The 21,539-nt window shown below is 66.6% G+C and carries 24 protein-coding genes; 14 read left to right on the top strand and 10 right to left on the bottom strand.

All coding sequences use genetic code 11. From position 1 onward, the window contains the following. Window positions 1-73 precede the first annotated feature (73 nt). Window positions 74-340, top strand: coding sequence for a DUF2790 domain-containing protein (locus tag EWH21_RS09010; RefSeq protein WP_277700324.1), 267 nt, complete (start codon window positions 74-76; stop codon window positions 338-340). 57 nt (window positions 341-397) lie between these two features. Here EWH21_RS09010 and EWH21_RS09005 read toward each other — a convergent pair whose 3' ends face one another. Further along, a complete protein-coding gene (locus EWH21_RS09005; RefSeq protein WP_047585016.1) occupies window positions 398-835 on the bottom strand; it encodes an HIT family protein in 438 nt (145 codons plus the stop codon). A gap of 173 nt (window positions 836-1,008) precedes the next feature. On the opposite strand from EWH21_RS09005, the gene EWH21_RS09000 reads away from it, so the two are divergent. The 4 genes from EWH21_RS09000 to EWH21_RS08985 all read left to right on the top strand — a co-directional run bounded on the left by EWH21_RS09000 (window position 1,009) and on the right by EWH21_RS08985 (window position 4,433). Next, on the top strand, window positions 1,009-1,710 hold the full coding sequence (locus tag EWH21_RS09000; RefSeq protein WP_037048750.1) for a glutathione S-transferase N-terminal domain-containing protein: 702 nt from the start codon (window positions 1,009-1,011) through the stop codon (window positions 1,708-1,710). A gap of 224 nt (window positions 1,711-1,934) precedes the next feature. Continuing rightward, complete coding sequence (locus EWH21_RS08995; protein ID WP_277700323.1) at window positions 1,935-3,134, top strand: MFS transporter; 1,200 nt, start codon at window positions 1,935-1,937, stop codon at window positions 3,132-3,134. A gap of 63 nt (window positions 3,135-3,197) precedes the next feature. Further along, window positions 3,198-3,755 (top strand): hypothetical protein, encoded by a 558-nt coding sequence (locus tag EWH21_RS08990; RefSeq protein WP_277700322.1) that lies wholly within the window; start codon window positions 3,198-3,200, stop codon window positions 3,753-3,755. A gap of 219 nt (window positions 3,756-3,974) precedes the next feature. Further along, entirely contained in the window at window positions 3,975-4,433 is a 459-nt protein-coding gene (locus EWH21_RS08985; RefSeq protein WP_277700321.1) for a DUF2846 domain-containing protein, read from the top strand. Between the two features lie 53 nt (window positions 4,434-4,486). Here EWH21_RS08985 and EWH21_RS08980 read toward each other — a convergent pair whose 3' ends face one another. Further along, a complete protein-coding gene (locus EWH21_RS08980; RefSeq protein WP_277700320.1) occupies window positions 4,487-5,788 on the bottom strand; it encodes an SLC13 family permease in 1,302 nt (433 codons plus the stop codon). A 32-nt stretch (window positions 5,789-5,820) separates the two neighbouring features. Then, complete coding sequence (locus EWH21_RS08975) at window positions 5,821-6,642, bottom strand: amidohydrolase family protein (RefSeq protein WP_277700319.1); 822 nt, start codon at window positions 6,640-6,642, stop codon at window positions 5,821-5,823. Between the two features lie 179 nt (window positions 6,643-6,821). Between EWH21_RS08975 and EWH21_RS08970 the strand changes: the two genes are divergently transcribed. Next, window positions 6,822-7,559: a GntR family transcriptional regulator gene (locus EWH21_RS08970; protein WP_277700318.1), complete on the top strand. Its 738-nt coding sequence runs from the start codon at window positions 6,822-6,824 to the stop codon at window positions 7,557-7,559. A 68-nt stretch (window positions 7,560-7,627) separates the two neighbouring features. Here the strand turns inward: EWH21_RS08970 and EWH21_RS08965 are convergent, their stop codons facing one another. The 5 genes from EWH21_RS08965 to EWH21_RS08945 all read right to left on the bottom strand — a co-directional run bounded on the left by EWH21_RS08965 (window position 7,628) and on the right by EWH21_RS08945 (window position 11,797). Then, window positions 7,628-8,938: a citrate:proton symporter gene (locus tag EWH21_RS08965; protein WP_277700317.1), complete on the bottom strand. Its 1,311-nt coding sequence runs from the start codon at window positions 8,936-8,938 to the stop codon at window positions 7,628-7,630. Window positions 8,939-9,095: 157 nt separating this feature from the next. Next, complete coding sequence (locus EWH21_RS08960) at window positions 9,096-9,839, bottom strand: SDR family oxidoreductase (RefSeq protein ID WP_277700316.1); 744 nt, start codon at window positions 9,837-9,839, stop codon at window positions 9,096-9,098. A gap of 60 nt (window positions 9,840-9,899) precedes the next feature. Continuing rightward, the gene (locus EWH21_RS08955; RefSeq protein ID WP_037048770.1) at window positions 9,900-10,247 is read right to left on the bottom strand and encodes a hypothetical protein; all 348 of its coding nucleotides are present in this window, start codon (window positions 10,245-10,247) and stop codon (window positions 9,900-9,902) included. Between the two features lie 324 nt (window positions 10,248-10,571). Then, window positions 10,572-11,102 carry a DUF3087 domain-containing protein gene (locus EWH21_RS08950; RefSeq protein WP_277700315.1) on the bottom strand — a complete coding sequence of 177 codons (531 nt, stop codon included), beginning with the start codon at window positions 11,100-11,102 and terminating at the stop codon, window positions 10,572-10,574. A gap of 86 nt (window positions 11,103-11,188) precedes the next feature. Continuing rightward, a complete protein-coding gene (locus EWH21_RS08945) occupies window positions 11,189-11,797 on the bottom strand; it encodes a DJ-1/PfpI family protein (protein ID WP_277700314.1) in 609 nt (202 codons plus the stop codon). Between the two features lie 86 nt (window positions 11,798-11,883). On the opposite strand from EWH21_RS08945, the gene EWH21_RS08940 reads away from it, so the two are divergent. After that, the gene (locus EWH21_RS08940; protein WP_277700598.1) at window positions 11,884-13,218 is read left to right on the top strand and encodes a PLP-dependent aminotransferase family protein; all 1,335 of its coding nucleotides are present in this window, start codon (window positions 11,884-11,886) and stop codon (window positions 13,216-13,218) included. Here the strand turns inward: EWH21_RS08940 and EWH21_RS08935 are convergent. Beyond that, window positions 13,212-14,036: an AraC family transcriptional regulator gene (locus EWH21_RS08935; protein ID WP_175253437.1), complete on the bottom strand. Its 825-nt coding sequence runs from the start codon at window positions 14,034-14,036 to the stop codon at window positions 13,212-13,214. The genes EWH21_RS08940 and EWH21_RS08935 overlap by 7 nt on opposite strands. 129 nt (window positions 14,037-14,165) lie before the next feature. Here EWH21_RS08935 and EWH21_RS08930 point away from each other — a divergent pair, with 129 nt between their 5' ends. From EWH21_RS08930 to EWH21_RS08920, 3 genes are all read left to right on the top strand, one after another. Next, a complete protein-coding gene (locus EWH21_RS08930) occupies window positions 14,166-14,684 on the top strand; it encodes a carboxymuconolactone decarboxylase family protein (RefSeq protein WP_277700313.1) in 519 nt (172 codons plus the stop codon). A 17-nt stretch (window positions 14,685-14,701) separates the two neighbouring features. Continuing rightward, window positions 14,702-14,956 (top strand): glutaredoxin 3, encoded by a 255-nt coding sequence (grxC, locus tag EWH21_RS08925; RefSeq protein WP_037048783.1) that lies wholly within the window; start codon window positions 14,702-14,704, stop codon window positions 14,954-14,956. A gap of 283 nt (window positions 14,957-15,239) precedes the next feature. Next, a complete protein-coding gene (locus EWH21_RS08920) occupies window positions 15,240-16,886 on the top strand; it encodes a methyl-accepting chemotaxis protein (protein ID WP_037048785.1) in 1,647 nt (548 codons plus the stop codon). 42 nt (window positions 16,887-16,928) lie between these two features. Here EWH21_RS08920 and EWH21_RS08915 read toward each other — a convergent pair whose 3' ends face one another. Then, complete coding sequence (locus EWH21_RS08915) at window positions 16,929-18,377, bottom strand: alpha/beta hydrolase (protein WP_277700312.1); 1,449 nt, start codon at window positions 18,375-18,377, stop codon at window positions 16,929-16,931. Window positions 18,378-18,675: 298 nt separating this feature from the next. Here EWH21_RS08915 and EWH21_RS08910 point away from each other — a divergent pair, with 298 nt between their 5' ends. Genes EWH21_RS08910 through arsH form a run of 4 tightly spaced genes read left to right on the top strand, consistent with a single transcriptional unit; the run spans window position 18,676 to window position 21,513 of the window. Further along, window positions 18,676-19,032 (top strand): metalloregulator ArsR/SmtB family transcription factor, encoded by a 357-nt coding sequence (locus tag EWH21_RS08910; protein WP_277700311.1) that lies wholly within the window; start codon window positions 18,676-18,678, stop codon window positions 19,030-19,032. Between the two features lie 9 nt (window positions 19,033-19,041). Further along, window positions 19,042-20,325 carry an arsenic transporter gene (locus EWH21_RS08905; RefSeq protein WP_277700310.1) on the top strand — a complete coding sequence of 428 codons (1,284 nt, stop codon included), beginning with the start codon at window positions 19,042-19,044 and terminating at the stop codon, window positions 20,323-20,325. A gap of 17 nt (window positions 20,326-20,342) precedes the next feature. Further along, window positions 20,343-20,813, top strand: coding sequence for an arsenate reductase ArsC (locus EWH21_RS08900; RefSeq protein WP_277700309.1), 471 nt, complete (start codon window positions 20,343-20,345; stop codon window positions 20,811-20,813). Between the two features lie 10 nt (window positions 20,814-20,823). Next, a complete protein-coding gene (gene arsH, locus EWH21_RS08895; protein ID WP_277700308.1) occupies window positions 20,824-21,513 on the top strand; it encodes an arsenical resistance protein ArsH in 690 nt (229 codons plus the stop codon). The last annotated feature ends 26 nt before the right edge of the window (window positions 21,514-21,539 follow it).

Raw genomic sequence — 21,539 nt, 5'->3', positions numbered from 1 at the left:
AAAGACGTGGTGTTTTCATGGCTCCCGACCCCAGCGCCACCCTCGACGGCGCCACTGACCGGAGACCATCAGCATGAAAATCGCAGCCATCACCGCCACCCTCATCGCCGCATTCGCCCCCATCGCCTTCGCCAACGAAAAGGCCTCGGCCAGCGCCCGGGTGGACGTGAAGCAATACCAGTACGGCATGCAACTGGACATCGACCAGGTCCTGCAGCGCACCGACAACAGCCGCGAGAGCGGTGTCGTGCCCAGTGTCATGGTCTACCGTGACAGCCAGGGCGACGTACACGCCGTGCGCTTCCTGGAATGGGGCGGCCAGACCAACCAGAACGGCTGATCCCCTGCTGCACGCACGCTGCCCCGGCCGAGTCGCTCGTCCGGGGCAGCGGCCGTTTCAGCCTTGCAGACGCTTGACCAGACGGGCCTGCAACGCCTCGAGCTCGGCCGGATCGGCCTTGCTGGCCGCGTGAATGCCCAGCCCTTCGCCGTCGAAGCGCGGGATCACATGCATGTGGATATGGAACACCGTCTGCCCGGCAGGCGCGCCATTGAACTGCGCCACCTGCACGCCCGCCGGCTGCAGCTCGTCGACGATGGCCTGGGCGACCTTCTTCACCACGGCCATGACCTTGGCCAGGCTGGCCTCGTCGATCTCCAGGATGTTGCGCGCCGCCGCGCGCTTGGGAATCACCAGGCTGTGGCCTCTGGACTGCGGGAACAGGTCGAGGAAGGCCAGCACATCGTCGTCCTCGTACAGCGTGTAGCAAGGCAGGTCGCCGCGAATGATCTGGGCGAAGATGTTCTGCGAGTCGTAGGTACCGTGCAGGCTCATGCCAATGGGCTCCGGGTGAAGGAAAGCTCGCACCATACCGCCTTGCTCGCACACAGGGAACCGGGCAGGATCGCTCGAGTCGATGACTACTAGCAGGCGCATCGATTTCAGTCGCTGTCGCCACTCGTGTTCTGATCGCCCCCCTCTTCAGGCCCATCCGACATGGAACCCACATGACCGATCTCAGCCCATTCCACATCACCCGCAAGTGGCCCGCCCAGCATCCCGAGCGCCTGCAGCTCTACTCGCTACCCACGCCCAACGGCGTCAAGGTCTCGATCATGCTGGAGGAGATCGGCCTGCCCTACGAGCCGCATCTGGTCAGTTTCGACAGCAACGATCAGCTCAGCCCCGAGTTCCTCTCGCTGTCACCGAACAACAAGATTCCCGCCATCCTCGATCCGGACGGGCCGAACGGCCACCCGCTGCCGCTGTTCGAGTCCGGCGCGATCATGCTCTACCTGGCCGAGAAGACCGGTCAGTTGCTGCCGCAGGACCCCGCTGCCCGCTACCAGGCGATCCAGTGGCTGATGTGGCAGATGGGCGGCCTGGGCCCGATGTTCGGCCAGCTCGGTTTCTTCCACAAGTTCGCTGGCAGCCAGTACGAAGACAAGCGCCCGCTCGAGCGCTACGTCGCCGAATCGGCGCGTCTGCTCGGCGTGCTCGACCAGCACCTGCAAGGGCGCGACTGGATCGTCGGCGAGTACAGCATCGCCGACATCGCCGTGTTCCCCTGGATTCGCAATCTGGTGGGGTTCTACGAGGCAGGCGAACTGGTGCAGTTCGAGCGTTTTGCCAACGTGCGCCGCGTACTCGATGCCTTCCTCGCGCGTCCGGCCGTGCAGCGTGGCCTGAGCATCCCGGCACGCGGCTGAGGGTTGCGGGAGCCGGCCCCACGGCTCCCGTCGCACGCGCACGTGGCAGATTGCCCAGCGGCGTGAGCGCCCGCGTGCGGGATGCACGAGCCACGCGCAGGCGAAAGCCGCAAAAATGCCCAACCACTCGCCTCCAAGCCCCGAAATAGAGCGGTTGCAAATACCCAAGTCGAGCGCTGGGAGATTATAATCCCGGCCCAGCTTCCTCCCCTCCCAGGTTCCGCATGAACAAGCCTTCCTCCGACGCCGCGACGAGTCTGTCGCCGGGCGCGATCCTTCTCATTCAACTTGCCCTGGCCCTCGGCGGCTTCGCCATCGGTACGGGCGAGTTCGCCATCATGGGCCTGATGCCCAACGTCGCCCAGGACCTGGGGGTCAGCGAGCCGCAGGTCGGCCACGTGATCAGCGCCTATGCCCTCGGCGTGGTGGTCGGTGCGCCGGTCCTGGCCCTGCTCGGCGCTCGTCTGCCACGACGCATCCTGCTTCTGCTGCTGATGGGCTGCTTCGCCCTGGGCAACTTCGCCAGCGCCCTGGCACCGACCTACGAGCCGCTGCTGATCTTCCGCTTCATCGCCGGCCTGCCGCACGGTGCCTACTTCGGCGTGGCCATGCTGGTGGCCGCGTCCATGGCCCCGCCGCACAAGCGCGCCAAGGCGGTGAGCCGGGTGCTGGCCGGCCTGACCGTGGCGATTCTGATCGGCAACCCGCTGGCCACCTGGCTCGGCCAGTTCATGAGCTGGCGCTACGCGTTCGCCCTGGTCGGGGTGATCGCCATCACCACCATCGCCATGGTGGCGATCTTCCTGCCGACCGACCCGAACGAGCAGCGCAGCAGCCCCTCGGGCGAACTGCGCGCCTTCAACCGCGCGCCGATCTGGCTGGCGCTGGGCATTGGCGCCATCGGCTTCGCCGGCATGTTCTGCGTGTTCAGCTACATGGCACCGACCCTGCTCCACGTGACGGGCGTCGGCCCCGGCTGGATTCCGCTGGCCATGGGGGTGTTCGGTGCCGGTTGCATCGTCGGCAACAGCGCCGGCGGCTGGCTGTTCGACCGCCTGCGCCTGCGCGCGGTGGCCTGGATCCTGGCCTGGAGCACCCTGGTCCTGCTGGTCTTCCCCTTCGCCGCGCACAGCCTGTGGACGGTACTGCCGGCGATCTTCGCCCTCGGCACCATGATCGCCCTCGGCCCGGCGCTGCAAACCCACCTGATGGATGTCGCCACCGGCGCACAGACACTGGCCGCGGCCTCCAACCATGCTGCGTTCAACGTCGCCAACGCCCTCGGCCCCTGGCTCGGCGGCCTGGCCATCAGCGCCGGCATGGGCTGGACCATCACCGGCTACATCGGCGCCGCCACCGCCATCGGCGGCCTGGCACTGTTCGTCTGGGCATGGCGGGTGCAGCAGAAGGACGGCCACATCTGAGAGGTGCACGATGGTGAGCCGGCAGGTATCTTCTAGCCCCCGCCCACCATCCCGTACCGCCCGATGATGACCCTACTGCTGCGTTCCACCCTGTTCGGCACCACCCTGCTCAGCGCCCTGACGGCTCAGGCCCAGGTGCAGGTCGAAGCCAATGCCGGGATGCTGGCGGCGAAGATTTCCGAGGAGATCGCTCCGGGCGACTACGAGAAGCTGCTCAAGGGCTTGCGCGCCAATCCGGGCCAGTACAAGCGCAAGGTCGTCCTGCTCGACAGCGTTGGCGGCAGCGCACCGGAGGCCATCCGCATGGGTCGCCTGCTGCGGGAAACCGGTTTCGACGCGCTGGTGCCGTCATCCGGCCTGTGCCAGGGCAGTTGCGTCTACCTGCTTGCCGCAGGCCGCAAACGCACCATCAACGGTTACGTCGCCCTGCGTCGCCCGCCCTTCCCGGCCGGTGACTCGGCGCAGGCGCAGGCCGCCCATGGCAACCAGCCACTCAGCCCCGCCCGGTACTTGCGTGACATGGGGATCGACGTGCGCCTGGCGGAGGACATCTACCAGGTCGCCCCCGGCCAGCTGCGCCTGCTGAGCCAGGATGATTTTCGGCGTTATCGGTTGAAATAGCGAAAGGCGCTTGCCGATACCTGGATAGCGGGATATCTTGCGGGACGGCATGGCAACAGGCCATCAATGAAACGGATTTCGAGCATGTACAGGTTGCGTACAGCCTATACCCTCCTTCGAGCAGCTCCCTCTCCATTCCCGATAGCTCGCCACGGCTGAACGTGCTGATCCGTTCCGCCGCCTTGCCGTGCCCATCATTCCTCGACATTCGGAGTCATCATGCTGAAGAAACTGGTTCTGGCCGCCTGTGCCTCATCGCTGCTCGCCGGTTGCGCCTCGGTGCCAATGGAAGACAAAGACGCCTCAGCCGAAGCGAAGCGTTTTGCAGCCCCGGCGCCTGGCAATGCCGGCCTGTACCTCTATCGCAACTCGGGCGTGGGGGGATCACTGAAGAAGGACATCTGGGTCGACGATAAGTGCATCGGCGAATCCGCACCGAAGGTGTTCTTCTACGAGCAGGTCAAGGGCGACATGGAGCACAAGATCTCCACCGAATCCGAATTCTCTGCCAACGATCTGCTGGTCAAGACCGAAAGCGGCAAGAACTACTTCATCAAGCAGTACATCAAGATGGGGGTATTCGTAGGCGGTGCCAACCTGGAACTGGTCAGCGAGCAGGAAGGTAAAGAGGACATTGCGAAGCTGGAGCTGGCCCGCAAGGGCAACTGTTCCAAATAAGACGGAGCAGGAAGACCGAGCCCCGGCATCGAGAGATACCGGGGCTTTTTTCATCAGAACAGGAAGGTCAGCGCCAGATTGAACAGCATCGCAGCGACGAAACCGATGGGCGCGGCGCGCAGCAGCAGTTGCGAGAACAGCGTGGCCCGCGTCTTCTCCTCGGTGCAGGAGCCCAGCAGCAGGCTGCCGCCGGAGGAGAACGGCGAGATGGAGGTGGCCTGAGCACCGACCACGATGGCGATGAAGATGATCATCGGATCGATCGACATCGACGCCGACAGCGGCAGCACCATGGGGAACAGCGCCGGCGTCACCACACCGAGGGTACTGGCGAAGATCGACATCAGCGCGGCCACCACGCCGAAGGCCAGCGGCACTAGTACCGGCGGGATGTTGCCGCCGATCCAGGACGCCAGGGCATCGATGGTGCCGGCCTTGATCGCCACGCTGATCAGCATGCCCACCCCGCAGATCATGATCAGCGTGGCCCAGGGCAGCGAGGCGATGGCCTTGCGCTCGTCACCCAGCTTGAGCAGCAGCGCGATCACCGAGAACACGCTGGCGATCAGGCCGATGTCCACCTTGCTGTTGATGAACCTGACCGTGGCGTTGTCCGGGAAGGCCAGCAGCGCCAGCGGTGCGGCGAGCACCAGCGCCATCATCAGCACGGTGAGCAGCAGGGTCAGTTTCTGTTCGCGATTGAAGGCGTCCGGCAGGTCGGCATTGATCACCGCATTCTTCAGGTTGCGGCCATGGCCACCGAGGAAGACGAACACGGAGATCACCAGCAGCGGGATCACCGCCGTGCTGGCGAAGATCGCCAGTGCGTTGACGAAGGCCTCGCTCTCCGGCATGCCGGCGGTGGTCATCAGGCCACGGAAGATGATGCTGCTCTGGCTGGAGACGAAGTTCGCCCCGCCCAGCGCACCGTAGTTCACCGCCATGCCGCCGAGGATCAGGCTCATGCCGGTGCGCTGGCACAGCAGCAGGGTCAGCGGCGCCATGAAGGCCAGCACGGTGTAGTAGCCCGCGCCCATGGCCGCGATCAGCCCCGAGGTCAGGAAGATGGCATACGGCAGCAGGTGCGGTACGCCGCGGCAGCGATAGAGCAGATGCCCGGCGAGCTTCTCCAGGGTGCCGTTGACCGTGGCGAAGCTGTAGAACAGGCAGACCGAGAAGATCACGAAGAAGATCTTCAGCGGCCACATGCCGATGATCTCGCCCGGGCTCATGCCCATGCCGAAACAGCCCAGCAGGTAGGCGAAGGCGATGGCGAACAGGCCGATGTTGATCTTGGTGGTGTAACCCAGCGCGACAGCGAGAACGATCGCGGCGACGACGAGCAGGCTCATCATGGTTTGACTCCTTGTTGTTCTGGTGCAGGCGGTTACGCGTGAGCGAAACCGAACAGCGTTGCGGGGTTGTCCACCAGAACGCGACGGCGCTCCTCGGGGTCGGGCAGAAGGGCCTCGAGCAGCGCGAACTGCTCATCGTAGCGGGTCTGCGACTCGAACTGGGTATTTGGCCAGTCGCTGCCCCAGAGGAAGCGGCCGACGCCGCCACAGGCCTCGCGCAGACGCGCCTCGATGGCCCGCGCACGGGCCAGATCGGACTGGCTGCGGTAGGCGGCCGACAGCTTGATCCAGACCGGCGCCTGGCCGAGCAGGTCGAAGAACGGCGCATGCTGCGGGTCATCCAGCTGCACGCTCGCGGCGGGCAGGCCGAAATGGTCGATCACCACGGTCACCCCGGATTCCAGGATCGCCGGTACCACCAGCGCCAGATCCGCGAAGCCGCGCTGGATCTCCACCTGCCAGCCACGCCGGGCCAGGCGCCGGAACAGGCCGCTCCAGGCCGGGCCGGTGTAGTCCTCCAGCAGCTTGCCGATCAGGTTCAGGCGAATACCGACCACGCCAGCGGCAGCCAGCTCATCCAGTTCACCGTCGCTGATCTGCGCATCGACCACCGCGACACCGCGCAGGCGCTCGGGCAAGCGCTGCAGCGCCGCGACCATGTAGTGATTGTCGGTGCCGAGAAAGCTCGGCTGGATCAACACCCCGTGGGACAGGCCGCAGGCATCCAGGTGGGCCAGATACTGTTCCACCGTGGCGTCGTAGTCAGGGCTGTAGCGGCGACCGGCAACCATGGGCAGATCACGCCGGAAGATGTGCGCGTGGGTGTCTATGCCGGTAATGACGGCATTGGGCATGGGCGTCACGAAGCGATACCTCTGTCGATTATTGTTCGAGCCGACCTTGGCAGCAGCTCTTTTTATACAGACATACAGTCATATATATGAATAGATGACTGTATAGATACAGATCGACTGCTGTCAACGCACGGCCCAGTGGTAAAGTGACGACCGGTTGAAATTCGGATTTGAGGTTTATGAGCAGCACGGCTCTGGGACACGACGAACGCCTGCCGCTGTATCAGCGGCTGCGTGACGAGATGCTGGCGAAGATCGCCGCAGGCGAATGGCTGCCAGGCGAAGCCATCCCCACCGAAGCGGAGCTGACCCGCCAGTACGGCGTGGCGGTGGGAACGGTGCGCAAGGCCGTAGAAACCCTGGTTGCCGAGGGCTTGCTGCTGCGCGCCCAGGGGCGCGGTACCTTCGTGCGTCGACCGAACTTCGACGGCTCGCTGTTTCGCTTCTTCCGTCAGGTCAGCGCCAGCGGGCAGCCGCAGGTACCGGAGAGCCGCATTCTCGACTGCCGGCTGGCCCCCGCCGATGCCGCCGCAGGCCAGGCCCTGAAGCTGGCCGACGGTGAACAGTGCGTGCACCTGCAGCGTCTGCGCCTGATCGACGGGCGTCCGCTCTTCCACGAGCGTATCTGGCTGCCCGCCTCACGCTTCGAGGCGCTGCTGGATGTCGCGCCAGTCGACTTCCCGCAGCTGCTCTACCCCTTCTACGAACAGCACTGCGGCCAGCGCATCGCCTCCGCCCAGGAGACCCTGACGGTGTCCGCCGCCGACGACGAGCTTGCCGCGACGCTGGACGTCGCCTGCGGCAGCCCCGCCGTGGCCATCGAGCGAACCGCGCTCGGCTACGACCGCACGCCACTGGAATACCGCCTGTCACGCGCGGCGGCGGAGAACTTCCGCTACCAGGTGGACATCAGCTGAGGACAGGGCTGACCGATGCAACACGCCCGGGCCAGCCCGGGCGTGAGTGACGCACGTACCCGACGAGGCTAGAACAGCCCCAGTGCCCAGGCCGCGCCGAACAGCACCAGCGAGAAACCCCACATCCACCACAGCGAGTAGCGGATGTGGCGGCCGAGATCCAGCCCGGCCAGGCCCAGCGCCAGCCACAGCGCCGGCGAGAACGGGCTGATGAAGGTGCCGATGATATTGCCGATGGTCAGTGCATAGACCACGCTGGCCGGCTCGACGCCCTGGCCGCCGACCACTTCCAGCGTCACCGGCAGCAACCCGAAGTAGTAGGCATCGGTACTGAGCATCAGCTCCATCGGCAGGCCGAACAGGCCGAGCACGATATGCATCTGCCCCACCAGCGGTGCCGGCAGCACCTGCGCCAGATCCTGAGCGATGGAGGTGAGCATGCCGGTGCCGGTGAGGATGCCGAGCATCGAGCCCGCCGCCAGAATGATCATGCCCATGCTCAACGCCGCCGGGGCGTGCGCCGCGATGCGTTGCATCTGCGCCTTGCCGCCGGGGTAGTTGACCAGCAGCGCCAGGCACAGGCCGATCATGAAGATGTAGCCCGCCGGCAGTACACCGGAGAACAACGCGACCAGCACCGCGAGGAACAGCGCCGAGTTGGCCCACAGCAGGCGGGGCCGCTCCAGCTCACGCTCCTCGGCAGTCGGCTCGTGCAGGTCACTGCTGGTTTCTACCAGAACGCCTTCGTCGGCCGACCGCCCGGCTGCAATGCGGCGCTGCTCGCGCCAGCCCAGCAGCGCGGCCAGGGTGATCAGCAGCACCACGCCGATGGCCTGAATGCTGATCAACGGACGCCACAGCTCGGTGACTTCGATGCCGGTCACCGCCGAAGCGCGTCCCAGCGGCCCGGCCCAGGGCAGCATGTTGAAGATACCGGCACCCAGCGCCAGCAACAGCAGCATCAGGTAGGGGCTCATGCGCAGTTGCTTGTACAGCGGCAACAGCGCGGGAACGGTCAGCAGGAAGGTCGTCGCGCCGGCGCCATCGAGGTGCGCCAGCATGCCGATCACCGCCGTGGCCACGGTCACCGCGATGACGTTGCCACGCGTCAGCCGCACCATGCCGCCGATCAGCGGGCGGAACAGACCGGTGTCCTGCAGCACGCCGAAGAAGGTGATGGCGAACACGAACATGGTGGCGATCGCCGTCACGCGGCCGATGCCATCGGTGAAGAAACCGGAGATGGCCTCCGGGCCGAAGCCGGCAGCCAGTGCTCCCAGCAGCGGCACGACGATCAGGGGCAGGACAGGCGACATGCGCCCGATAAGCAGCAGCACAACCAGGCTGCAGATGGTCAACAGGCCAATCAGGGTCAACAAACCACTTCTCCTCTTTTTCTTGTAGGCACGACAAAGGCGCGGGCGGAGGCTAAGGCGCCAACCTTTCAGCAACCTTTAAGCGCCGTCTCGGAAGAGGAGGAAATGTCAGTGGATATGTCGCCTGACGAGGCGCCACGGCGGGCGCCCCGAAGCCGGCTCACTGCAGGGTGTAGCCCTTGTCCACCACCCAGTCCTGGCCATGCACGCCACTGGCGCCGTTGCCCAGCTGGAACAGCACCACCTCGGCAATGGCCCGTGGCGTGAGGAACTCGCCGTCGACCAGGCGCCGGGTCACCTCGCCGGCCACCCCGGCCAGTGCATCCTCGGCCAGGCCCAGACTGCTCCAGATCGGCGTGGCGGTCGGCCCTGGCGACACCAGATTGAGCCGCAGCCCTTCGCTGGCGTGCTCCAGCGCCAGGCTGCGGACCAGCGCCGACAGCGCCGCCTTGCTGGCGATGTAGCCGCCCAGCCCGGCAAAGCCGAGCTGGCGCAGGAAGGTACTGATGAACACCACCGAAGCGGGCCTGGCCAGGTGAGGCCTGAGCACCTGGAAGGTGTTGATCGCGCCGGCACCGTTGACCTGCCACTGCAGCTCGAACGCCTGCATGTCGCAACCGGGGGCCAGGCGGGCAATACCGGCATTGGGTACCAGGCAGTCGACCGGGCCCAGGCGCCCGGCACGCTCGGCCAGACCATGCAGCGCCTCGATGTCGGTGACATCGCCCGCGCACCAATGCAGCTGCTCGGGATACTGCGCCTGCAATGCAGGCAGACCTCCCAGGCTCCGCGAGAACGCCATGACCCGCGCGCCGCGTTGCAACAGCAACTCACACACCGCCAGCCCGATACCCGAACTCGCCCCCGTGACGACCGCCAGGCGGCCCTGAAAACTCGTATTCATGAAGATCCCCGAAGAAAGAAGAGCGTGAGCGCCGCGCCAGCCGGACGCAGCGCAATCGACTTACTGTGCCAGCAGACGGATGCCGTGCATGTCCACCTGCTGGCCGACGTCGAAACGTGCGTTCGGTGAGCGCACCCACTGCTCACGACCATCCTCGTGACGCACCACATAGGCCGTCCCGCTGTGTCCCGTGGCGTCCTGCACCTGGGCGCCGGACCAGCCACCGAACAGGCCACCGACCACGGCGCCGACCGGACCGCCCGCCGCAGCGCCCAGCATCAGGCCGGACAAGCCACCGAAACCGGCGCCCACCGAGTTGTCTGCGCGCTCGGCCAGCACCTCGGCGGCCTGCGCGCTACTGACGGCCAGCAGGCCAAGGGAAAGTGCAAGCAAGGCAATGTGTTTCATCTGTGTTCTCCTGTAATGGGCATTGCGCCTGGAGACAGTCAGATTGCGTGCCATTCATTTTTATTAATAAAAACAAATAGATATGAATACAGGTATCTCAATGACAACAAGCGAAGAGAGTCATTGAGACAGCAGAAGAGTCATCCTGACCCAGCAGCGGAAGCCGAGATGACACAGACTGGTGGGAGACGATCAGGCCGGCACGGGGCGTCGTCGGGTGGTGCATGCGGGCACTGCCTGAAAATCGCCCGCTACCGTCAGGGTGACTGGCAAGGCCAGATCATGGGTAACGCATGGCGAAGGCCGTCGAAACAGCGCCACACCCTACGCCTTGAAGACTTTCACCTGCTCCAGCCATGCGGGGTCGAGTCGCGTCTGCTCCAGCTCCAGCCCGCGCTGCAGCATGACGTCCCGATGTGCGTCGATCTCGTGCACCATCTGGCTCAGCTCGCTGCTGTTGCCGTCGAGCTGATGCATCTGGGTCACGCCCAGGTGGTAGAAGCGCAGCAGTTTCATCGCGGTTTCATCCCCCTGCGCCACCCCTGCCCTGACGTGATGCATGACGTTGGTGATGCGCATCAGGCTGCGCTTGAGCCGCCAGCCATAGACCGCCGCCGCCATCCACTCGCGGTGCCAGAACTGCTGGCGCACCAGCACCACCGTGAGGACGAAACCGAGCGCGACGCCAAGCAGGTTCCAGCGGAAATTGTCGGCACCGCCCGGCTCGCCGAACAGTTGCACGCTGAGGGTGGCCAGCAACATCGCGAGCGCGACGAAGATCAGCGCGACCAGCGCGGTACTGCGGCGGGTCTGCTGACGGTAGTGCTCGGGACTGATGGGGGTGATTTCGAACATGCGCGAGGGCTCATGAAACTGGGGCGAGGCGCGATGGTACGACAGCTTGCCCGGCCGACACGAATCCCGCGGGCAGCGCGGGCACCTCAGGTCGCGTTCGGCAGGTAGCGCCCGATGGCCGCCATGGCTGTGGCCAGGTACTGCTCCTTCTCGCCCACCGGCGCGATGTAGTGCAGCGCCTCGCGCGCCTGATCGACGCCCGCCAGGCGCGCGGCGACCCAGGCCGCAAGATAGACCGATGCCAGGCAACCGCCAGCCGTGGCGACGTTCCCCTGGGCGAAGAACGGCTGGTCGAGCACCCTTACCCCCGCCTCCTGCACCCAGGGCTTGCTGGTCAGGTCGGTGCAGGCCGGCACATCGTCGAGCAGCCCGAGCCGGGCCAGGATCAGCGCGCCGGAACACTGCGCGGCCAGCAGTTGCCGCGTCGGATCGAAACGCAGCTGGGCCAGCAGCGCCGGGTCCGCGACCACATCGCGGGTACGCAGGCCGCTGCCCACGATCACCGCGTCGGCCGCGCTGGCCTGCTGCAGATCGATCTGGCCGTCGATCACCAGGCCGTTCATCGATGTCACCCGCGCATCCGGGCTGGCGATGCTGACACGCCAGCCCGGCTGACGGATGCGCTTGAGGATGGCGAAGGCGATCAGCGAGTCGAGTTCGTTGAACGCGTCGAAGGTGAGAATGGCGATATGCATGGCGACTCCGTCAGTACAGGTGGGTTGCCAGCCAGCTTCGGCGCACGGATCATGACAATCAAATTATTGTCATGGATACAGCCGCCATGCCGCTGGCACGCTACAAACAGATCGTCGATCGCCTGGCCGACGACATTCGCCGTGGCGTACTGGCACCCGGCACGCGCCTGTCCACCCATCGCGAGCTGGCCGCAGACCACGGCATCGCGCTGGTCACCGCCTCGCGGGTCTACGCCGAGCTGCACGCCATGGGCCTGGTCAGCGGCGAAACCGGACGCGGCACCTTCGTCCGCGAGACGACCCTGGCGCCCGGACACGGCATCGATCAGCAGGCGACCGCCAGCGACCTGCTCGACCTCAACTTCAACTACCCGACGCTGCCCGGCCAGGCCGACCTGCTGCGCCAGGCCTTGCGCCAGCTGGCACTGTGCGGTGACCTGGACGCGCTGCTGCGCTATCAGCCGCATGCCGGCCGTCCCCATGAGCGGGCGTTGCTGGCCCGTCACCTGAGCAGCCAGGGCCTGCCTGTCAGCGCCCGGCAGGTGCTGATCGTCAGTGGTGCCCAGCATGGCCTGGCGACGACCGTGCAGGCGCTGCTCAGGCCGGGCGACGTGGTCGCGGTGGACGCCCTCACCTACCCCGGTTTCAAGACGGCGGCCGAAGCGCGCGGCCTGGAGCTGCTGGCCATTCCCTGCAGCGCCAGCGGCCCCGACCTGGAGGCGCTGGCGCGGCTCTGCGAGAAGCGTCGGGTACGGGCGATCTACAGCATGCCGACCCTGCACAATCCGCTGGGCTGGGTGCTCGACCTGGCGCAGCGCGAGCGCCTGGTGAAGATTGCCCGGCAGCATGACCTGCTGATCATCGAGGACGCCGCCTACGCCTTCCTGGCCACCTCGGCGCCACCGCCACTGGCCGCGCTGGCGCCCGAACGCACGGTGCATGTGTCCGGCTTCTCGAAGAACATGGCCACGGGCCTGCGGGTGGGCTACCTGAGCGCGCCCGAAGCCTGGGTCGCCGCGCTGGAGCGCAACATCCGTGCGACCACCTGGAACACGCCCGGCGTGATGAGTGCACTGGTCTGCGCCTGGATCGAAGACGGCACGCTGGCCCGCCTGGAAAGCGAGAAACGCCGAGACGCCCAACGCCGCCAGGCGCTGGCTCGACGCATGCTGGCCGGCTTGCACCTGGTGGGGCATGAGGCAGGCTACTTCCTCTGGCTGCCGCTACCGGAGGATGTGCGCGCCGATCAGGTCGTTGCGCACCTACTGCAGGCGCGCGTCGCGGTATCGAGCGCCGAGCCGTTCAGCACCTCGGAGCAGGTACCGCACGCCCTGCGCCTGGCCCTCGGTTCGCTGCCCCTGGAGCAGTTGCAGATGGCCCTGGACAAGGTCAGGCAGGCCATCGCTCACTTCGCCTACTGAACGCCCTGGCGCAGCCACTCGCTGGGGCTGAGACCGACCTTGCGGCGAAAGGCACGGGCCAGCGCCGAGGGGCTTTCATAACCGACCTCGTCGGCGATCAATGCCATGGGCCGGCCTTCGCGCAGGCGTTTCTGCGCCAGGCTGACGCGCCAGCCGACCAGATAATCCGCCGGAGTGGCGCCGACCACCTGATGGAAGTGCGCGGCGAAGCTGGCCCGCGACATACCCGCCAGCGTCGCCAGTTCGGCCACCGACCAGCCATGCTGCGGCCGCTCGTGCAGTTGATTGAGCGCGCGTGCCAGGCGCGGCTCGGCCAGCCCCGCCATCATCCCGGACGCCAGCTCGCGGCTGTTCATCAGATGACGCAGCAGCTGGATCACCATCAGTTCGAACAGGCGGTTGAGCACCAGCTCGCGCCCGCAGTCGTCGCCTGCCGCCTCGGCGAACAGCCAGTCCAGGCAACCGTTCAGGCTCGGCAGCTCGCGCAGGGGTTTGACGATGGCGCCGGGCAGCGCCCGCGCCAGCGGGTTGTCGAAACCACCATCGAAGGCCAGGGTCGCGCAGACCAGCTCGGCACCATCGGCCTCGCTGGCACTCATCCGATGCAGGCGAGGCCGCGCCACCAGCATCAGGCTCGGCTCCTCGAGACGCAGCTCATGGCCGTCGCTGTCGCGAAAGCTCAGGCGCCCCGCCCGCAGCAGATGGATGTGGCCATGCGCCTCGTTGGCGCCATAGCTGTTGGTGCCGCAGAAACCACCGCGGTGAAAGGTACTGGCATGCAGGTTGAAGTGATGCAGCAGGCTGGACAGACGATCCACGGGCACCTCGCATTTCTGGACGATCTGTCGCATAAGATCGACGATCTGAATCCGAAAAGCCAGATCGCTCCACTAGCATGGCTCCAGGCTTGAAACACAGGCTCCCCCAACCAAGACTGGAGAATCACCATGACTCGCATCACCGCACTGCCGTTCGAACAGACCGCCGCCAGCGCCCAGGCGCAACTGGAAGGCATCCGCAAGGGGCTCGGCTTCGTGCCCAACACCTTCGCCACCCTGGCCCATGCGCCCGCCGCCCTGAGCGGCTACCTCGCCCTGTCGCAGGCCCTGGGCAAGGGCACGCTCGATGCCAGGGCGCGCGAAGTGGTGGCGCTGGCCAGCTCGCAGGTCAACGGCTGCGAATACTGCCTGGCGGCGCACACCCTGTTCGGCAGCAAGGCCGGCCTCAGCGACACGGATATCCGCAGTGCCCGCGACGGCGAGCTGGATGCGGTGGCGCGCCTCACCCGGCAGGTCATCGACCACCGTGGCCGCCTCACTGACGCACAGCTGCAGGCCGCGCGCCAGGCCGGACTGGCCGACGCGGCCATCATCGAAGTGGTGGCCAACGTCGCGCTGATGACGCTGACCAACTACCTCAACAACCTGGCCGAAACCGACGTCGACTTCCCTCCGGTCGCGGTCTGATCACCCCGAGGTGCACCATGCAGAACGTAACGCTCTATACCAGCGATCACTGCCCCTACTGCCTCAATGCCAAGGCGCTGCTGAAGCGCAAGGGGGTGAGCTACGACGAGATCGACGTGGGCCGCTCCCCCGGGCGCCTGGCCGAAATGCTGCAACGCAGCAAACGTCGCAGCGTGCCGCAGATCTTCATCGGCCAGCGCCACGTCGGCGGCTTCGACGACCTGGCCTCGCTGGACCGCGCCGGCCAGCTGGATGCCCTGCTGCAGGCCTGACCCGGAATGCGCCGCAAGAGGGCTTGCGGCGCATTCTGCATCTTCGTCTCGCGGCCTTCCCCGCCGCACAGGCGCACGCTCACGCCGGCTCGGCGATTGCACCCTCGCGTGCCACCGCGCAGGTTCCGATCTCGCCTGCCGTCGCCCGCCACGAACGGGCAAACAAAACCTCCCGAACCGCCCTCATGTTCTGTGGCGTCGCGGCCGATACAACAACGGCAATACTGGCCGGTCATGGTGACCGGCTGCTGCGCTGCATATGTTCTCGGACCGGAGCCTTCCCATGCGTCTCGACGCCCTCTCGCTGAAAACCCGCCTGATCGTGGCGGTGGCCATACCCTGCATCGCCCTGCTGCTGGTGGCGCTGACCAGTCTCAACAGCATGTCCAGCATGCACCGCGATACGGAAGTGCTCTACCTGAACACCGCCGCCCCGATGCGTGCCATGGCCGAAGTGGCCTCACGCATTCCGCGCATGCGCGTCGGCCTCGACATGATGCTGCTGCAGGACACCCCACTGCGTGACGAGCGCGGGGTGAAGTCACGCGTCCAGGATGCGCGCAACGAGGACATTCCGGAAATGCGCGAAGCCATGCGCCAGGCGGTGGCCGCACAGGTCAACCCGGAGCGCAAGGCCCAGGCGCAGCAGCTGCTCGACCAGTTCGAGAGCATGGTCAGCAACGAGCTGAACCCGATGCTCGCGGCCTTCGATGCCGGCGACATGGCCAAGGCGCAGCAGATCTATCGCGACCAGTACGCCAAGACCTACGGCGTGATGCGCCAGGGCGCCAACCAGTTGCTCGACGTACTGCTGCAGCAGGCCGAGCAGCAGAACCAGCACAGCGCCCGCAGCTACGACAGCGGCCTGACTCGCCAGATCGCCATCATCGCCATCGGCCTGCTGGTCTCGATGATCATCTCCTGGCTGATCGTCATCCAGCTGCGCCGCCGCGTGGCGGTGCTGCAGAACAGCCTCGGCCAGGCCGCCGACAACCTGGCCCTGAACACCCGTATCGACCTGCCCGGCCAGGACGAACTGAGCGAGATCGCACGCAGCTTCAACCAGTTCATCGACAAGGTGCATGGCGCCATGCGCGAGCTCGCCGACAACTCGCGTCAGCTGTCGAGCATGGCCCGCGACGTGGCCGAACGCGCCAGCCTGACCCAGAGCAACTGCACCGCGCAGAGCGACCGCACGGTGCAGGTGGCCACCGCCATCAACGAGCTGGGCTCGACCGTCAACGAGATCGCCCGCAACGCCGAGAACGCGGCGGAAGTCGCCCGCGAGGCCACCCAGCATGCCAGCGACGGCGGTGCCGTGGTCGGCCAGGCGCAGCAGCAGGTCGACGCCCTCAACGGCGAGCTGGAACAGGCCGCCCAGGTGATCGAAGCGCTGGCCGCGCAGACCGAGGCCATCAGCACCACGCTCAACACCATCCGCAGCATTTCCGAACAGACCAACCTGCTCGCCCTCAACGCCGCCATCGAGGCCGCCCGCGCCGGCGAACAGGGCCGTGGTTTCGCCGTGGTGGCCGACGAGGTGCGCACCCTGGCCAGCCGCTCGGGTGCCTCCACCGAGGAGATCCAGCAGGTCATCGACCGCCTGCAGAACGAATCACGCTCGGCGGTCGAGGCCATGGCCAAGGGCCGACGCCAGAGCGCCCTGGTGGTCGAGTACGCGAGCAAGGCCTCGGCGGCGCTGGAGCAGATCAACAGCCATATCGGCCAGATCAGCGATCAGAACATCCAGGTGGCCACGGCCACCGAGGAACAGTCCAGCGTGGTGGAAGACATCAACCGCAACATCGTCGACATCAACGAGCTGACCGTCGGCACGACCCATATCGCCGACCAGCTGAGCCAGGCCAGCAGCGACCTGCAGGCGCTGTCCACGCAGCTGGACGGCCTGGTCGGTCGCTTCCGCCTGTAACCCTGCGGCCGGGTGGACAGCCGGCGCTGTCCACCTCCCGGCCTAACGCAGGCGCTGGTCGATGCGCTGCTGCAGGTAGTCGTAGAAGGGGTTGGATGTCGCCCGCTGCAGACTGTCCAGCCCCACCACCAGCACGCCGTGCTCACCGCGCGGCGCCAGGGTACCGAGCGAAACGCCATAGGACTCGCCCGCGACCGGGTCGCTGCCGTACAGCGGGTCGCCAGGTGGGAATGGCAGGGCCACGTGCGACAGCGAGAACAGCTGGCTCGGGTACTCGACCCCCAGCGCCTGGTGCTCGACCTGCTGGCTGCCGCTGGCCACGCGCCGCGCCTCGACCTCGCGCCCCTGATCGGCGGCCACGCCGACCACCGTCAGGTCGTAGTTGCGCCTGGCCGAGGGCAGCAGCGCCTCGAGCAGGTCGCTCATGTCCGCACGCAGCAACGAGCTGGCCGCACGCGAACGGTTGATATCGAACACCACCAGCTCACTGCCGTTGTCCGGCAGGCGCTCGAACAGCTGACGCACCACCGCCGGGGTGCTCACCGTGCTGTCGGCCAGCGACTGGAACGCCAGCACCGGCGGCAGGCGCTGCAGGCGGCCGGAGGTCTCGGCGGCGTCGAAGGCATGCTGCACCTCGCTGGTCAGCTCATAGGTCTGCCGCGCCGCCTGCACCGGAAAGGAGTTGTACTTGAACGGGTTGAACTCCGGCAGCACGTTCATCCATGCCGACTTGGCGAACGCCGGCAGCACCGCCGGCAAGGCCGCCAGCCCGGCATAACGGGCGTAGCTGGTGACGCCGATCATCGGCGAGATCAGCACCAGTTGCCGGGGCATGGCCAGGCGCTCGTCCTCCAGCGCCGCCAGGCTGTAGCGCAGCGCCAGCGCACCGCCATTGGAGTAGCCGAACAGGTACAGCGGCGCGTCCGGCACCTGCCGGCGCGCCTCGCGCACCGCCAGCCGTGTAGCGGCCAGCCACTGCTCCCAGCGGGCATCGGTCAGCGCCGCCGGCGCGCTGCCGTGGCCCGGCATGCGCGGCACCACGGCGAGCAGGCCCTGCTCGCTCAGGTGCTGCGCGATATGGCGCAGGCTGTAGGGCGAATCGGTCAGGCCGTGCAGCAGCACCACCACTCCGCGCACCTCGCCCTGCGGCGGCAGGATGAAGGAGCGGTTCCAGTCGTGTGGCAGGTTGCCGGGATACACCGGGCTGTCACTGGCATAACGACTATAGCGGGCGGTCCCGGCCCGGGTGACCGGCTCGACCAGCTCGCGCTCGAGGCGCTCGAACAGCGCCGCCTCGGCGGCCAGGTAGGCCTGCCAGTCGGCAGCGTCCAGCTGGTCTACATCCAGCTCTTGCGGCACCAGACGGTGCCAGGGTTGCAACTCGGGCAATGACGACAACCCGGCAATGCGCACGCCGAGCAGAGCGACCACGATCAACAGCACCACCACCAGCGTCCAGGCCATAACGTTACGCATGCGCGGTAAACGCATGAGGCGCCTCCCTCGAAAGTATCCAACCGGGAAAATCCGTCCCGGCGACCGGCCCATCGGACCTTAGGCTCTGTACGAAAAGTCGTCGAGCGAAGGTCAGGCAAGGCGAGATCGCTCGAAGAAGCGCAGTTTACATGCTGTAAATGAGCATTCTGAGAGCGATTTCAACGCAGCATCACCGAGCGCAGGCACTTTTCGTACAAAGCCTAGAGCAAAGCCGGCCTCGGCCACCACCGCTGTTGCCCACCACATATGGAATTACGTATATTCGCAAAACCATATATGCGAGACACCGCGCATGCCTGCCCCGCTCTCTCCAACCGAACTGTTCAAGGCCCTGGCCGACGAAACCCGCGCGCGAGCCGTGCTGCTGATCGTCGAGCAGGGCGAGCTGTGCGTCTGCGAACTGGTCTGCGCACTGGGCGACAGCCAGCCGAAGATCTCCCGCCACCTGGCGCAGCTGCGCAGCTGCGGGCTGCTGCAGGACCGCCGCCAGGGGCAGTGGGTGTACTACCGCCTCGTCCCGGACCTGCCCCAGTGGATAGGTGAAGTGCTCGCCGCCACCCTGACAGCCAACCGCAGCTGGCTGGAGCAGGACTGCACACGCCTCGCCAACATGGGCGAGCGCCCTGCCCGCCTTGCCACCTGCTGCTGAGATACCTGCATGCTGATCGCCGCCGCCATCTTCGTCTTCACCCTGATTCTGGTCATCTGGCAACCACGTGGCCTCGGCGTCGGCTGGAGCGCCTCGCTGGGCGCGCTGCTGGCGCTGCTCGCCGGGGTGGTCAGCCCGGACGACATCCCGACCGTGTGGCAGATCGTCTGGAACGCCACGGCCACCTTCATTGCCGTGATCATCATCAGCCTGCTGCTGGACGAGGCCGGCTTCTTCGCCTGGGCCGCGCTGCACGTGGCGCGCTGGGCCAATGGCAGCGGCACGCGCCTGTTCGCCTTCAGCATCCTCCTCGGCGCCGGCGTCTCGGCATTGTTCGCCAACGACGGCGCGGCACTGATCCTCACCCCCATCGTCATCTCCATGCTGCTGGCCCTGCGCTTCTCGCCGGCCTCGACCCTGGCGTTCGTCATGGCCGCCGGCTTCATCGCCGACACCGCCAGCCTGCCGCTGGTGGTGTCGAACCTGGTCAACATCGTCTCGGCGGACTACTTCGACCTGGGCTTCGCCCGCTATGCGGCGGTGATGGTGCCGGTCAACCTGGTCAGCGTGGCGGCCACCCTGGGCATGCTCTGGCTGTTCTTCCGCCGCGACATCCCGGCGCAGTACGCGGTGGACAGCCTCCCGGCACCCCGCGAGGCGATTCGCGACCCACGCACCTTCTTCGTCGGCTGGATCGTCCTGCTGGTGCTGTTGCTCGGCCTGTTCGCTCTGGAACCGCTGGGCGTGCCCATCAGCGCCATCGCCGCCGTGTGCGCGGCGGTGCTGTTCGCCATCGCCGCACGCGGCCGCCATATCGCCACCGGCAAGGTCCTGCGCGAGGCGCCCTGGCAGGTGGTGATCTTCTCCCTGGGCATGTACCTGGTGGTCTACGGATTGAGCAACGCCGGCCTGACCGCCAGCCTCACCAGGCTGCTCGAGCGCTTCGCGCAGTACGGCGTGTGGGGCGCGGCACTGGGCACCGGGCTGCTCAGCGCGCTGCTCTCCTCGATCATGAACAACATGCCCAGCGTGCTGATCGGCGCCCTGGCCATCGACGCCAGCCAGGCCAGCGGGGCCGTGCGCGAGGCGATGATCTACGCCAACGTGATCGGCTGCGACCTGGGCCCGAAGATCACTCCCATCGGCAGCCTGGCCACCCTGCTCTGGCTGCACGTCCTGGCACGCAAGGGCATCCGCGTGACCTGGGGCTACTACTTCCGGGTGGGCATCGTCCTCACCCTGCCGATCCTGCTGCTCACCCTTGCTGCTCTGGCCGTGCGCCTGAGCCTCTGACCTCGCGGAGCCTTCCGATGAAAATCCTCTTCATGTGCACGGCCAACAGCTGCCGTAGCATCCTTTCCGAGGCGCAGTTCAACCACCTGGCACCCGCCGGACAGCTGGCGGTGAGTTCCGGCAGCTTCCCGCGCGGCGAGGTGCTGCCGCGCACCCTGCTGACCCTGCGCGCGGCCGGCATCGCCACCGAGGGCCTGAGCAGCAAGGGCAACGATGCCTTCGTCGACAGCCCACCGGACATCGTCATCACCGTGTGCGACAAGGCCGCCGGCGAAGCCTGCCCGGTGTACTTCGGTCCGGCGCTGAAGGCGCACTGGGGGCTGGAAGATCCGTCCCACGTGGAAGGCGACGAGGCCAGCATCGACGCCGCGTTCCAGGCCACCCTGGCGCATATCGAACGGCGTTGCCGCGCCTTCCTCGCCCTGCCCCTGGCGCACATGAGCCGCGACGAGCTGCAACAGGCGATCAACCGCATTGGCCAAGAGTGAAGACGCACGCATGAGCGACGACCTGCCCAACCTCGACCTCGACCTGCTGCCGGCCCAAGGCAGCGACTCAGCCCCGGCGCCGCGCATCCTGCTGCTGTACGGTTCCACCCGGCCGCGCTCGTTCAGCCGTCTGCTGGTACAGGAGGCCGCACGCCTGCTGCGCCACCTCGGCGCCGAGGCACGCATCTTCGACCCATCCGGCCTGCCACTGCCCGACGACGCACCGGTGGAACACCCCAAGGTGCAGGAGCTGCGCGATCTGATGCAGTGGTCGGAAGGCCAGGTGTGGTGCTCACCGGAGCGCCATGGCGCCATGTCGGCGGTGTTCAAGGCGCAGATCGACTGGGTGCCGCTGGCCCTCGGCGCCATACGCCCGACCCAGGGCAAGACCCTGGCGGTGATGCAGGTCTGCGGCGGCTCGCAGTCGTTCAACGTGGTCAATCAGCTGCGCGTGCTCGGCCGCTGGATGCGCATGTTCACCATCCCCAACCAGTCGTCGGTGCCCAAGGCCTTTCTCGAATTCGGCGACGACGACCGCATGAAGCCCTCCCCCTACTACGACCGCCTGGTCGACGTGATGGAAGAGCTGATGCGCTTCACCCTGCTGCTGCGCGAGCACCCGGAACTGGTGGATCGCTACTCCGAACGCAAGGAGTCGGCCGAAGCCTTGATGCAGCGGGTCAACCAGCGCGAGATCTGAAGCGCATGGCAGGCACCTTGCGGCGG

Source organism: Pseudomonas sp. REST10 (assembly GCF_029542605.1).
Classification (GTDB): Bacteria; Pseudomonadota; Gammaproteobacteria; order Pseudomonadales; family Pseudomonadaceae; genus Aquipseudomonas; species Aquipseudomonas khazarica.
This window is presented reverse-complemented; position numbering and strand designations above follow the sequence as displayed.